Genomic DNA, 13533 nt, shown 5'->3' with positions numbered 1-13533 from the left:
ATTGCCTCCTGAAGAAGATTACGTTTCGCACCGTAGGTCTCCGAGGCCTATTCGGAACTTGACCGGCCGCAATCCGGCTTGTTCGAAAATGTAAAGAAATGTAAAGAAGCGATATGAGCCATCACATCCTTATCGTTGAAGACGACCGGACGACGCGCATGCGTCTTTCAGCCTACCTGAAAGGACTGGGCTATCGCGTCAGCGAGGCCGAAGATGCCGAGGAGATGGAGCACATTATCGGCTCCGACCCGGCCGAACTTCTTCTGGTCGACATCAATCTGGATGGCAAGGATGGCCTGACCATCACCCGGGAGCAACGATCCAGGTCAAAGGTCGGCATCATTCTTCTCACGGCCAGGGACGATCAGGTCGACAAGATTGTCGGGCTCGAAATGGGAGCCGACGATTATGTCACCAAACCATTCGACAAACGCGAACTGGCCGCCCGGGTAAAGAACCTGCTGGCACGGATTTCCGATATCGGACAAGCCCCTCAGGGAGCACCGGCGGTGGACACCTTCGGACCCTGGCGCTTCGACCGCATTCGCCGAAGACTTGTTTCGTCCGCACGCGTTGAGCCGCTGACACCCCAGGAATTTGAAGTCATGTCAGCGCTTGCCGCCCATCCCGGACAAACCCTGACCCGCGTTCGCTTGTCCGAATTGCTCGGTCGCGGCTCCCGGCACTCCAACGACCGGATGATCGACGTCGTTGTGGGCCGTCTGCGCAAGAAACTTGAAAGAGATCCGGCCAATCCGGAGTGGATCCTGACGGAGCACGGTCAAGGCTATCACTTTGTTGATCCTAATTCGTCCTGAAGTCCGGCCTTCACTGCTGCGTCCGCCAGCATTTCAGCCGCGATGTTTGCGCCTTCGCTCACTTTGAAAATCAGGTCTTCACTCACGCCGCCTTGCTGTTTCTCAACCTCTGCCAGCGTCTTGCAGAATTCATCGAGCCGGAAATTGGAAGCCGCGCCCTTCAACCGGTGGGCGGCTTTGGTTTGCAAATCGGCTGTTGACATACGGATCGTTTCGACGGCCGCGGGGAGATCTTCAAGAAACTCCCGGACAAGCCGCCCCGTTGCTTCCTGCCCAAGATCGCAAATGTCTTCACGCAGGCTGTCCAGCACCTCTTTGCCACCATCGGTCTCCGGAACGGCGTCAGAGCTTGTAAGCAGGTTTGCAAGACCCCGTGGTGATATCGGCTTCGGCAAAATTCGAGCTACGTTCAACCGGGCTCTGTTTTCGTTGTTATCTTCGATCAGATGTGCTGTCACAGCCACCAGCAAAGGAACATCACCGCTCGCTCTGATACGTTTTGCGATTTCCTCCCCCCTCATATCAGGCAGGTCCAGATCGATCAGGATCAGATCGAACCGTGTTTCTCCGTTGGCACTCAGGCCGGCGGCGCCGGTCTCTGCTTCACTAACGCAGCACCCAAGCCGTTCCAGGTAGCCGCGTGCAACCATGCGGTTGACGGCATGATCGTCAATGACCAGGACCTTATGCTCATGTGGCTTTCCGTTCGGAAGCACATCATCTTCTGCAAACAGTTCGATATCGCCCGGCATCAGCGGGACGGTAAGGGTAAAGCGGCTGCCGACACCAGGCTCACTGTCGACACTTAACGTACCGCCCAACGCCTCGGTCAAGTTCCGGGAGATCGCAAGTCCCAGACCAAGCCCTTCGATCCCCGCCCGCATCGCGGTGCCGGTGCGCATATAGGGATCGAACGCCCGATCGATTGCTTCGCGGGTCATCCCTAGGCCCGTATCGGCCACAGTGAAACTGACTGTAACCTGCCCGCCTGCGTCCGCCATCGTAAGGTCTACGGAGAGAGTTACGGTTCCGTACCTGGTGTATTTCACCGCGTTCGAGATCAGGTTGCTCACAACCTGCCGGATTTTCACGACATCGCCCAGCAGAACCATGGGTTCGGTGTCAACGAAGTCGATGACGGGTTCGATCCCCTTTTCTGCGGCAAGTGCCTGCAGTTGCTGCCCCATTTGCCCGACCAGTTCACGCAACAGGAAATGAACCGGATTTCCGCGGTTCGCCTGATCCTCGCTGCCTGCGTAGTTCAGGATGTCGTTGGTGATGTTCAGCAATTCTCGAGCCGAACGGTGCGCGATACGTACCCGTACAATTTTTTCTTCGCCAGTCGTTTCGCTCTCCAGAAGGCTTAGCATTCCTATGATGCCATTGAGCGGCGTGCGAATTTCATGGCTCATTCTGGCAAGGAATTCCGTCTTGCTGCGGTTGGCGGCCTCGGCTTCGGCGCGCGCCGCGTCTGATTCCCTCATCTGCGCCACCACATCACCCGTCCTGGCAATAACGGTTTGTTCCAGATGCTCACGCAGGCGGACTGCTTCGCGCGCCCTGTGACGCAAGACATTCAGCGCTTTTTCCATGCGTCCGATCTCGTCGTGTCCGCTAATCGACAGCGGCTGGCCATAATCGGCTTCTGCTATCGACACAATCCGCCGCGACAGGTTGCCAAGGCGTTCAACAAACTGCCTGCGTGCGTAAGCCCAGAGCATCGCCCCTATAAGCAGTGATGAGACAACGACGGCAAGAAGCACCAGGTTCATGAGCGAGAACCGCCGCTCTGCGGCGCTGATCCGCGCCACGCCTCGAGCTTGAACCGCATCCCGAGCCTTCCAGGCCTGCCCGGTCAACCGCGAAACGACTTGCCGCAACCGGCTGGTATCTTCAGCAATCGCCCCCTGTAACGCGATCCTGTATTGCTGGTGGTCAATGTACCCTTTCAATGAAGTCGCTTGCTCGTAACGCTGCAGGAGTGACCTCGCTTCTTCCTGTGCTGAAGGAGAAGGCAGATAATTCACGCGACGCAAAGCCAAGGCTATCTGATCTGAAACCTCGGAGCGGATCTTGTCGACTTCCTCCGATGACGTGATCCCCGGCAACTGTTGAAGCTTTAACTGAACCGCATCGATCAAGCGTGTGAGTTCCGCCAACCGCTCAAAGGCGAAGAAGTGCCGATCGGCTAGTTCGTCGAGTGCAGGTTGCGGGTTCTCGTCCGGTCTGGAGTAAATTCCGGCGATCCCGGCGGTGATTTTCAAGCGTGCGAGATCAGTTTCAACTTCAAGCAGTGCGCTCAATCGGGCTCCAAGTTTTGCGAATTCGGCTTTTTCCTGTTCGACGCTTTCCCTTTGTCTAAGTTCTTCCTGTGCATTTCCGGTCATTCTGGCGACGATTGCGCTTGCTTGTGTTTCCTGAAAGGTGACATCCCCTCCAGTCATCTCCTGCAAATTTCGGGCACCGCTTTCAATGTCTTCGACCGTGAACATCAACGCCGAAGAGACCTCATCGAGGTCCTGCCTGGTATCCACCTGAACGAATGTGCCGGCAAGTGAGCCGACAACTTCAGCGGATGCACCAATGCGGCTCGCCAACTCCATCGCAGGCAGATCCGTCCGGATCAGCTCACTATGGATTCTCACGAAGTATCGATTGACGCCGATGGCAGCTATACCAATCAGGATTGCAAGCACTCCCATGGCAGAAATGATCTGGACCAACCGCGTGTCAAATTTCGTACGTCGCATGTCGAGATATTACGAAACGTCTCCAGCCCCGACAATTGCGGCCATTGGTCTGGGGGGAATGATTTGGTTGACGGCGGCAACCGCGGCTCCGGGTCAGACCGTCTGCGTGCTGGTTCCTCATTTCAAGGATGAGTATTGGTTGAGCGTCGGTTATGGACTGGAGCAGGAAGCTGAACACCAGAGACTCGAGCTTTTGTTTTATCAGGCAGGAGGATACCGAGCCCGCGTTCAGCAAATCGGACAGATCAAAACATGTGTTAAACAAGGTGTGGACGCGATCCTGATCGGAGCGGTCACATCCGACCACCCAGATCTGACAAGCGCAGTGGTAGAGGCATCCAGAAGTCAGCCTGTCATCGGTCTGGTCAACGAATTGCACTCAGCCTCACTCGATGCCCGTATCGGTGTCGATTGGCGCGACATGGGGTCGGCTGTCGGCCTCCATTTGTCCGAAAGGCATCCTGAAGGATCACAACCAAAGACGGCGGTTCTTGTCTCAGGCCCGCGAGAAGCTGGTTGGACAGGTCCGCTGGAAGAAGGATTACGTTCAGCTCTGAGTTCGAGTTCGGTTGAGATTCTGGAGGTCATGGGAGCGGATACCGGCTTGCGACAGCAGCTGGAACTGGTCGAAACGGCACTCGAACGCTATCCGGATGTCGACTACCTGATCGGAAGCGCACCGGCCGTCGAAGCAGCCATGGGCTTGCTCGAAACCAGTGCAAATTCAAACTCTCCACGGTTGTATTCAACCTATATCAGTCACACAGTCCTGCGTGGATTGATGAACGGCAGTGTATTGGCGGCACCGTTCGATGATCCGGCAATGCAGGGTGCGCTGGCACTCAGGCAGGTTACTTCCACCGGTTCTGACCAGCGGGATGGTAAACTGATCGGACCCGGGATCCGGCTTCTGACAAATTCAAGCCCCGATCTGGTTCAGGTTCAGGTTTCACCGGCCGAGTACTTTCCCGACATACGTTGAAGCAGCGAATTGCAACTCAAGTGCGCTCGCTCTCGTCTCCCGGACGAGTCTGACTTCAAGGTAGGAAAGCATAAGCTCTACGGCCGCGCTGCTCCGGGAAGAACCAAAGGTCCACCACCAACTTCCCTGGTGATCAGATCTTCAATGGAGACCGGCGGATCAAGTGGCGGCAAACCGTCTGAGGGTTTAGCGACCGGTGTCGTTTCCGCTGAGGTCGGTTCAGTCTCTTCCGCCTCTGCTCCCAAGACAGCGCGGATGCGTTCCGCAAACGGCTGTCCGGTGTCAGAAGGTTGTCCGGTGTCAGAAGGTTGTCCGGCATTACTTTGCTGCTGAGGCGGCGTACCGGTGCCCTGTGGCGGTTCAATGATGCTTTGCGGAGTGGCATCCGGTTGCGGGTTCTCAGTTTGGTTCAGCTCAAGACGGAGCCGTTCTTCCTCGGCAGCAAGAGCTGCCGCCTGTGCGGCCCGTTCTCTGCGCCCTTTTGCTTCTTTCTGCCTTTTGAGCTCGCGTGCGAGACGGTCTCTTTCCAGAATCTCAGCCTGCAGTTTTTCAACTCGCTCAACTTCCTGCTCGAAGGCGCGAAGCGTCAGGTAAGCGGTAAATGGCGTGATGTCGACTCGGCGGTCAGGTGCCTCCACTTGGCCTTCGAACAGAAGCCCTACCTGGGGCTCCGCACCGGTCACAGCATCTTCTCCAGGATCAACTTTCAAGGAGAAGTCCGCGTCAAGATCATAAGTGCCAAGGTTCACTTCCGCCGACCCGAATATCTCGGCCCTTTCAGAATCAACCACAACGTTGCGGGCACTCAACCGACCGCCGACGAGTGTCAACGTGCCGTCTACCCGCTCAAACGGCAAGTTTCCGGCTGCCATATGGCTCACGAAAACCTCGCGGATTTTTTCGTCACGCAGGTCAAGGCCCGCATCCACCGCTCGAATTACAAGTGGAAATGCCTGCGGGTTCAGTCCGCGGAAGTCCCCCTTTTCCATGGAAAAGGTCCCGCCTCCGCTAAGTCCGGTGACGATTGCCGAAATTGACCGCCCTGCGCCTTCAAACTCCAGAAACAGATCGAGTGATCCTGCAGCCACGGCTCTCGTATCAGGCCGCCACGCGACTTGTCTGAGATCGGCATCATCCAGCTTGAAGCGCCCGGATATCGCCGCTTCGGCATCAGATCGTCGAAGGGACATGCTGCCACTGAACTGGCCACCAGCAAACGCGCCGTTCAGTCCATCAAGTCTGAGCAGTGTCGGTGTCAGTCGCAGCTCGGCTCTCGGGTTCAGGATCGCCGTTGTCTCGTCCAGGAGCAAACGATCAGCATTGAACTGTAATGTCAGATCAACGTCATCCAGTAGCGGTGCGCCGAAGGTTGCAGTTGGCCAGATGCTCGAGCCATCGCCAGCTGAAAACCACTGATCAGGTCCAAGTACCAGCTCCGACAGCCCCCTGAGATTGGATTGATTGAGGGTAATCTCACCCGAAAAACGCCTGTTACGTTCACCAGGTGCAGGCTGCAAATCTCCTTCCAGTCGACCGTCAAATTCGGTCCCGCCAATCCTGCCTGAAGCACTGGTAACAGCAACAGCAGTGCCAACGCCTTCCAGATTGAGCGTCAGATCCGCCGGGATGGTTCCGGTCATGACAGGCAAGACCTTGCCTGCCATCAAAGCAATCGGCGCAAGATCCTGCGTGTTTGCGTTCACGGACATCCGGTATTCCGGCTCATCGTCCTTTTTCAAGGTTATCGAACCCAGAGCCAGAAGTTCTGACTCACCGACCGCACCATTCATCTCGATGGAAAGGCCGATTTCCGGGATGCCCTTCGCGGTAACGGTCAGCTGCCCGGCACCAACCGTCTCGACCGGAATGATACTGAACCCAAGTTGCTGCAGAAGCTTGCCACCATCGGGTCCTTTCAAGTCGGCGGAAAGATCGATGCCGGCCTGATGCCATGCATCAACCCGTCCTTGAAGCGATGCACCAAGCTTTGTCTGCAATCCTCCCGCAATCCCTTCAAGGCGAAGGGTCATGTCCGTATCGTCGCCGACGGCAGCTGCCTTCAGCTCGGCATCGAACTTTGCAGGGACCAGGCTCGAAGCCGCCTTTTCCAGGCGGCTGGTGATTTCGCTTTCCGGGAAAAGCCCTCCGGCCAAAGCGACAAGACCTGACAGATCGCGGGCGTCAAGCGTTCCCGACAGCCCACCTTCGGGAGCTGAAAACAGGCTCTTCACCTGACCACTTACATCAAGCCGTGCTCCTGCAAGATCCTCTGCAAACAGACGATCGATCCGCACACCGCCATTGGAATATTCTGCTTCCAGCGCAAGGCCTTTTCCGTCGACACCCCGTGCCACAACCTTTTTGGCCCGAACGCGGACAGATACATCCAGATCTGATGGACCGGCGACCTGGTTGCCTGCGCCATCTTCTGGCTGAACAAGCGCGGCAAGGCCTTCGATCTGATCCAGGTCAAGCTGTTCCGCGTCAAGATTGAGAGAAAATTCCGCGTTGCCGGAACGCGGTTTTCTGTAGGCCAGTGCGCCTTTCGCTTGTGAACCGGACAAGGTCAGCCGCATGTTGTCGAGTGCCGCGCCTTCAGGCACCAGGGTCAGGCGTCCCTCAAGGGAAACCGGATCGATTGTCTTGACGCCTGTATCCTTCTTTTGCCACCAGCTCAGGAAGGATCCCGGCTGGTCGGAGCTGACGGAGATCGCTCCACGATAGGTCAAAGCGGGCTCAAGTCCCAGATCGCCCTGTGTTGCGACAAGCGTACGGCCTGGCAATCTTCCGGCAAGGCGCGCGACACGCCATCCACCAAGCATGGTTTCCAGATCAAGCCGGACATTTTGAACGATACCGCCACCGGCGACGACAGCCGGGACATCCAGCGAAATCGCGCCTTCGACAGGCGGTAGCGGCACGGCGCGCAGTGCGGTGATCAGTTGATTGCTTGCGGTGTTGAGTTCGACAGGGGCCTGAGGCCCTCCGCCAAGCAACCGGTCCAGGTCGACCTGTTTGGACTGGGCGCGAACCTCGAAGCGTTTGTTTCCCGCATAAACCAGATCCGCGCTACCGGTCAGACTGAGGCGCTTGTCTTCAGGGCCATAGCGGAATTCGAACTCGGGAACGGCCACTTCAGCAATATCCGCGGCAAATTTACCCTGTGCGGCCCAGTTGTTTTCATCGCCCTCATCAAGGGCCACCGATGCAATATTGAAACTGCCTTCAAATGCGGGCGCTGCATCGGACTGGTTCAACATTCCGTCAAAACCGAAATTGACCGGCCAGTCGGTCGGGGTCAGCTCTCCTTTGATCCGCAGACCAAGGTCCTTCTGCGCCCGGCCCGTTGCCAGACTGACATTGTAGGGAGCATCCTCGATCGTCAGGCTGCCGGTCGCCTTGAAAGGTCCTTCCAGCGTGCGGGCGCTGACGGATAGATTGCTGTTGTCGATCCGATGCGTTTCACCTGAACGGGCATCCACGATTGACAGGGCGCCGTCACGGATTCTGACATTTTCGAAAGCGACATCTTCGGGCGCCAGCTTTGCAATCGCTCCATCGGATGTTCTGGCGGTCAACCAGTCAAGCCTGCCCTCTTCATCCAGCGACAGGGCGAGATGCGGGCGGTCGAGTTCCATATCGATGACCCGGATCTCCCCCTTGAGAAGGGGCGGCAGCTCAATCCTGATCTTGAACTGCGACACGACCAGGAGCGGATCTTCCGCCTCGCCCACCCGGACATCGGAGAAACTGATAGATGGAGCAGGCAACAGGCGAAGATCCGCTTCACCAAGCACGGTTACCTTGTGCCCGAGCGCCCGTTCCGCATAGGTTTCAAACGTGGAGCGATAAACCGTCCAGTCGATAAAAAACGGCCCGACCAGCGCTGCCACCAGCACCAGAATGACGGAAATTCCCAAAGTGATGTAGACGGAGTTCAGGCCTTTTCTCCTTGTTCACCGGAAATCCTACCAGGTAGGTTTAGCCCATCCTTGCTGCACTGCAAACACAGCTCCGGCATCTTTCGCAAATGGTTGTTGCTGAAACAGGCAGCGGTCGTCAGGAACAGGCTTATTGAACTGATTCGATACAATATCATGACTGCGGCAGGATCTTGCCTGGATTCATCACATTGTCAGGATCAAGAGCCGTCTTGATTGACTGCATCAGATCAAGCCCTTCACCGTGTTCCCGGCGAAGGTATTTTTGCTTGCCCTGACCGACACCATGCTCTCCGGTGCATGTCCCGCCCAGCTCGATTGCTCTGATCGCCAATCGCTCAACAAAAGCTTCGGTTTTCTGCTTTTCCTCAGGATCATCGAGATCGACCAGGATCTGAACATGAAAATTACCGTCACCGACATGGCCAACGATCGGTGCAAGCAATCCGTTGGAGCGGATATCCTGTTCGGTTTCGCTGACGCACTCGGCAAGGCGGGAAATCGGCACACAAACATCCGTCACCATGATGTCCGCCTCAGGCTTCAGGGTCTTGCCGGCCCAATAGGCATCATGGCGAGCGGTCCAGAGTTTTGTACGTTCTTCGGCAATCGTTGCCCATTCGAACGGACCGCCGCCAAATTCGTCGGCAATTGCCGAGAACATTTCCGACTGCTCGCGCACTCCGGCATCTGAACCGTGAAACTCAAGAAACAGGGTCGGAGTCTCGGCAAGCTGCAGTTTCGAATAAGTGTTGCAGGCCTTTACCTGCAAACTGTCCAGCAGTTCGATGCGAGCGACGGGAATTCCCATCTGAATGGTCGAAATGACGGCATTGCAGGCGGAGTGCACATCGGGAAAAGGACAAACCCCACCAGAGATTGCTTCAGGTTGTCCGTGAAGACGCAATGTTATTTCGGTAATGACCCCCAGCGTCCCCTCGGATCCAACAAACAACCTGGTCAGATCGTATCCGGCGGACGACTTCCGGGCACGGCCACCCGTTGTAACGATGCGCCCGTCAGCCGTCACGACGGTCAGCCCCAGCACAGCATCCTTCATCGTGCCGTAGCGTACCGCATTGGTTCCCGATGCCCGCGTGGCCACCATGCCACCTATGCTGGCATCCGCCCCCGGGTCGATCGGAAAGAAAAGGCCGGTGTCCCGCAGAAAGCTGTTGAGCTGTTTTCGTGTCACACCGGCTTCAACACGGCAGTCCAGATCCTCCGAGTTGACCTCCAAAATCCGGTTCATTCGGCTCAGGTCGATCGAAACTCCTCCGTGAGGGGCATTCACATGCCCTTCAAGGGAAGAGCCTGTTCCAAAGGGAATAACCGGAACTTTACGATCGGCGCACATGCGCACAACGTCTGCCACTTCTTCTGAAGTCTCTGCAAAAACAACGACATCCGGAGGTTGATTCTCAAGCCATGTGGTCGTGTGTCCGTGCTGCTCTCTAAGCGCCTGCGACGTAGAGCAACGCTCACCGAAACGCTCGCTCAGCCTCGCGACAAGTTCTGAGAGGTTTCCGCTCTCGCCGGTGTTTCGTTTCGCTTCCGTTTGGGCAGCCAGGTCCGGCATGTATCTTTCCTCCGCGCGCGCGGCTCTGGCCACGCTGTCAAAACTGAATATGTTAGCCCGGTCCCAAAAGGTCAAAGCCAAATCCGGCTTTGGCGGCAACACTTTGCGGGAAAACACTCAAAGGATGGACGATGACGGAAATCTGGGCGGAAAAACCGGTAGAAAGTGACGTCATGACAGACAAGGAAGACTGGATCGACTACAATGGCCATCTGAACATGGCCTACTACAATGTTCTCTTCGACACGGCCGTCGATCAGGTTTTTGAGCGGCTCGGCCTCGGACCCGACTACGTGAAAGCCCGCGATGCTTCCTTCTTCACCGGTGAAGTGCACGTCTGCTATCTCAGGGAACTGAGCGCCGGCATGCCCGTTATCGTTACGCTGCAGCTGGTCGACTTTGACACAAAGCGCGCTCACTTTTACCAGGAACTGCGTCACGCCGAAGAAGGCTGGCTGTCGGCAACCTCGGAACAGATGAGCCTTCACGTGGACATGAACGCCCGCAAGGTGGTGCCTTGGCCACAGGACATCCTGACCAACATCGAGGCTCTGTTTGCAGCGCAAGCAAACCTGCCCCGCCCTGAGCGGGCAGGCAGGCACATTGCAATCCGCAAAAAGAACACTTCCGGAGCCTAGTTAGGACAAATTGGAGTGATTTAAGCATTGGAGTGTGTTTGCAGGCCTGTTCTTTCTCTGCGACTCGGGCAAAATAACCTTCAAAGACAATGCCTGCTCACAATCGGCCCGCTTGATGCGCAAAATAATAGAAACCGCCGGTCAACTTCCAGAAATCCTCATCAGCTGGATTACCCCGAACGTGCGCCAGTTTCGCGCAAACCGGCTGCACCTTGTCTGGTTTGTCGCTATTTTTGTCGGCGCGCTGGTCGCCCTGGCCGCAATTGCATTCCGCACGGCGATTGGTCTTTTTCAATGGCCCTGGCTTCGCACGACAACCGAACTCACCATGCAGGCGGCAGCACAGCAACCGTGGTGGGTCATCTTGCTGGCTCCGGCAGTCGCCGGATTGATCGTCGGCTGGATTCTGCATCGCTTTCACCCGTATCAGCGCGCGGGCGGTGTTGCCGATGTCATAGAGGCGCGCGCCTACGGCGGACGCGGTCTGCCCCTGAAAGCTGGCCTCTGGTCGGCTCTCGTGACCGCGATATCGCTTGGAGGCGGCGCAAGCGCCGGTCGTGAAGGGCCGGTCGTCCATTTGGGAGCAACGCTCGGGGCTGCCGTCTGCCGATATTTCCACTTGCCTGATGCCGCCCGCCGCATGTTGCTGGCCTGCGCGGTCGCCAGTGGTGTGTCAGCATCCTTCAACGCGCCCATTGCCGGTGTTCTGTTCGCGCACGAAGTGGTTCTGGGACATTATGCAGTATCCGCCTTCGTGCCGATTGTTCTGGCCTCTGTTATGGGCACGCTCCTGTCGCGGCTCTGGTTCGGCAATGTGGCAGCCTTTGAGATCCCGCAATACGAAATCACATCCTATCTTGAGATTCCTGCCTTCGCACTTCTCGGCCTGACATGTGCGGCCGTCGCCATAATTTTTCAGTTCGCTCTGATCGGAACGGACTGGACGGCACGCAACATCACCATGCCACTCTGGTTCCGACCGGTCATTGGCGGTCTGGCGGTCGGGGCTCTGGGCATTTTCTTTCCGGGAATTCTGGGTGTTGGATATGAAGCCACCGACCTGGCGCTGAAGCATGCCCTGCCGATCAGCACCATGCTGACGCTGCTGGTGGTCAAGACGGCGGCAACGGCGATAACGCTGGCGTCGCGTTTCGGCGGCGGTATTTTCTCCCCCACCCTTTATCTTGGCGCAATGACCGGCGGTGCCTTTGGCCTCATTGCCGCTTCCGTCTTTCCGGAAATGGCTTCCAGCCATGGCCTCTACGCGATCCTTGGCATGGGCGCAGTTGCCGCCGCTGTCCTGGGGGCACCATTTTCCACCACCGTGATCGTGTTTGAGCTGACCGGCGGCTATGCCCTTTCCATTGCACTATTGTTGTCCGTCTCGATCGCGACCGGCCTGACACAGGCCGTACACGGCAAATCCTACTTTCACTGGCAACTGGGAATGCGTGGCTGTTTCGTGAACGAAGGAGTTCACCAGTTTCTCAGTGAAACCGTCAAGGTCAGTGATTTCATGGATCCACCTCCGGAAAACGAAGAAGAACGGGTCTTCAACCCGGGAGAGGACGGACCTTATCTGCACGACACCGACACTCTGGAAAGCGCCTTGAAAAGTTTTGACTCCTGCGGCAAGGCAACGCTTCCCGTTGTCCAGAAGGGCGACGCGACCAAGATCATCGGTCTTGCCCGCCATGTCAGGGGCCTGCGCTATTTCAATGCCGCCCTGATCAAGGCGACAAAGGAAGAGCACCACTAGCTACGGGGCGGTCAGAATTTCGAAGGCTCGGTCACCACTATCTTTCCGGCATACCTGTGTGATGCCTTCCCCTTTCGGCGGTACTCCCGGTCTTTCAAGGCGACGAACAAACGCGCCTGCTGTCCTTTGAGCCCAGGCAGGTTGAATGGGTCCAAACCGGCCCATGGCAAGAAGGGATTTCGTCGCAACGAACCGTAGATCCCCACTCTCACGGAGGATTTGTCACTGACTGCACGCGCATGAAACCCGTGTGTGTCTGCGACTATCAGCGTGTTCCCCGGGACGGCAAATCGGACGGGTTCAGGATACTTCAGTCTGCCGAGCTGGTTTGCCGGCAGACGGAACGATCCGCGGGCATGAAGCCGGTTCTTGTCATGCGAGGCAGTCAGGCTCTGTTCGTATTCCCAAGCCAGTCTTTCCTCTGTCAGTCGATGTGATCCCGGAATGTAGGTAAAGGGACCTTCTGCATCGTCGATATCATAAAGAAAGAACCAGGATTTGGCAGTCTGATGAAACGTGTCGGAATGGAACGCAGTCTGCGGATCCGCCTTCCGCTTTCCTTCAGGGTTGGTCATCACAATGTGCAGATAGACCAGCGGATCTCCATTCGTGGAAGCGACATATCTAAGCCCGTTCTGAAAGGGTTTGCCCCACACGAGGGAACGCAGGTGCGGGAGGTTCTTCAGGACCTTCGGTGGTAATGGAATGAACCGCGTCACGGCGTTTCCCTGACGCATGTCCCAAGCGTCAAACCGGGTCGTTTCGATCTCCTGCCGCAGCCCGGCAAGATCTTCGTCCGAAAGCACATTCCGTTTGGCGATGAAGCCGTCTCGTTCGTAAGCGGTCCGGTCGGTTTCGCAAACCAGATGCTTCAGTCTGCGGCGTCGGGAGTCTGCCATTTTTTCCGCCAGCTTGATGCGCTTCACATGCAGCCCCGCCTCGTTCAACTGACGACTGCCGATTATCGGATTGTCACAGAAAGACTTCGCGCCAGTCGCAAGTTCGGCAGCAAACAGGGGCATCTTCAGGATATCCGCTGTGCGCATCTCCAAGCCTCATGAAAAAG

The 13533-nt window shown here is 56.9% G+C and carries 8 protein-coding genes; 4 read left to right on the top strand and 4 right to left on the bottom strand.

The features are described 5' to 3' along the window. The first annotated feature begins 113 nt into the window (after positions 1–113). Positions 114–818: a response regulator gene (locus ABLQ08_RS17375; protein ID WP_352944576.1), complete on the top strand. Its 705-nt coding sequence runs from the start codon at positions 114–116 to the stop codon at positions 816–818. Here the strand turns inward: ABLQ08_RS17375 and ABLQ08_RS17370 are convergent. After that, a complete protein-coding gene (locus ABLQ08_RS17370; protein ID WP_352944574.1) occupies positions 791–3568 on the bottom strand; it encodes an ATP-binding protein in 2778 nt (925 codons plus the stop codon). The two genes, ABLQ08_RS17375 and ABLQ08_RS17370, sit on opposite strands and share 28 nt — an antisense overlap. Here ABLQ08_RS17370 and torT point away from each other — a divergent pair. Further along, the gene (gene torT, locus ABLQ08_RS17365) at positions 3546–4550 is read left to right on the top strand and encodes a TMAO reductase system periplasmic protein TorT (protein WP_352944572.1); all 1005 of its coding nucleotides are present in this window, start codon (positions 3546–3548) and stop codon (positions 4548–4550) included. The two genes, ABLQ08_RS17370 and torT, sit on opposite strands and share 23 nt — an antisense overlap. A gap of 77 nt (positions 4551–4627) precedes the next feature. Here the strand turns inward: torT and ABLQ08_RS17360 are convergent, their stop codons facing one another. After that, positions 4628–8470, bottom strand: coding sequence for an AsmA-like C-terminal region-containing protein (locus ABLQ08_RS17360; RefSeq protein ID WP_352944570.1), 3843 nt, complete (start codon positions 8468–8470; stop codon positions 4628–4630). Positions 8471–8645: 175 nt separating this feature from the next. After that, positions 8646–10070, bottom strand: coding sequence for an FAD-binding oxidoreductase (locus ABLQ08_RS17355; protein ID WP_352944568.1), 1425 nt, complete (start codon positions 10068–10070; stop codon positions 8646–8648). Between the two features lie 131 nt (positions 10071–10201). Here ABLQ08_RS17355 and ABLQ08_RS17350 point away from each other — a divergent pair, with 131 nt between their 5' ends. Both ABLQ08_RS17350 and ABLQ08_RS17345 read left to right on the top strand, forming a co-directional pair. Continuing rightward, positions 10202–10708, top strand: a complete 507-nt coding sequence (locus tag ABLQ08_RS17350; RefSeq protein ID WP_352944566.1) for a thioesterase family protein — start codon at positions 10202–10204, stop codon at positions 10706–10708. A 115-nt stretch (positions 10709–10823) separates the two neighbouring features. Then, positions 10824–12467: a chloride channel protein gene (locus tag ABLQ08_RS17345; protein WP_352944564.1), complete on the top strand. Its 1644-nt coding sequence runs from the start codon at positions 10824–10826 to the stop codon at positions 12465–12467. An 11-nt stretch (positions 12468–12478) separates the two neighbouring features. Here ABLQ08_RS17345 and ABLQ08_RS17340 read toward each other — a convergent pair whose 3' ends face one another. Beyond that, on the bottom strand, positions 12479–13513 hold the full coding sequence (locus tag ABLQ08_RS17340) for a phytanoyl-CoA dioxygenase family protein (protein ID WP_352944562.1): 1035 nt from the start codon (positions 13511–13513) through the stop codon (positions 12479–12481). Between the last annotated feature and the right edge of the window lie 20 nt (positions 13514–13533).

This window comes from Roseibium sp. SCP14 (genome assembly GCF_040329475.1).
GTDB lineage: Bacteria > Pseudomonadota > Alphaproteobacteria > Rhizobiales > Stappiaceae > Roseibium.
The sequence above is the reverse complement of the archived record's forward strand: the minus strand, read 5'-3'. Positions and strand labels throughout refer to the sequence as shown.

Bases quoted from the DNA above. Each gene is read 5' to 3' on its own strand.
- ABLQ08_RS17375 (WP_352944576.1), top strand. From the start codon at position 114: ATGAGCCATCACATCCTTATCGTTGAAGACGACCGGACGACGCGCATG.
- ABLQ08_RS17370 (WP_352944574.1), bottom strand. From the start codon at position 3,568: ATGCGACGTACGAAATTTGACACGCGGTTGGTCCAGATCATTTCTGCC.
- ABLQ08_RS17355 (WP_352944568.1), bottom strand. From the start codon at position 10,070: ATGCCGGACCTGGCTGCCCAAACGGAAGCGAAACGAAACACCGGCGAG.
- ABLQ08_RS17350 (WP_352944566.1), top strand. From the start codon at position 10,202: ATGACGGAAATCTGGGCGGAAAAACCGGTAGAAAGTGACGTCATGACA.
- ABLQ08_RS17345 (WP_352944564.1), top strand. From the start codon at position 10,824: ATGCGCAAAATAATAGAAACCGCCGGTCAACTTCCAGAAATCCTCATC.
- ABLQ08_RS17340 (WP_352944562.1), bottom strand. From the start codon at position 13,513: ATGCGCACAGCGGATATCCTGAAGATGCCCCTGTTTGCTGCCGAACTT.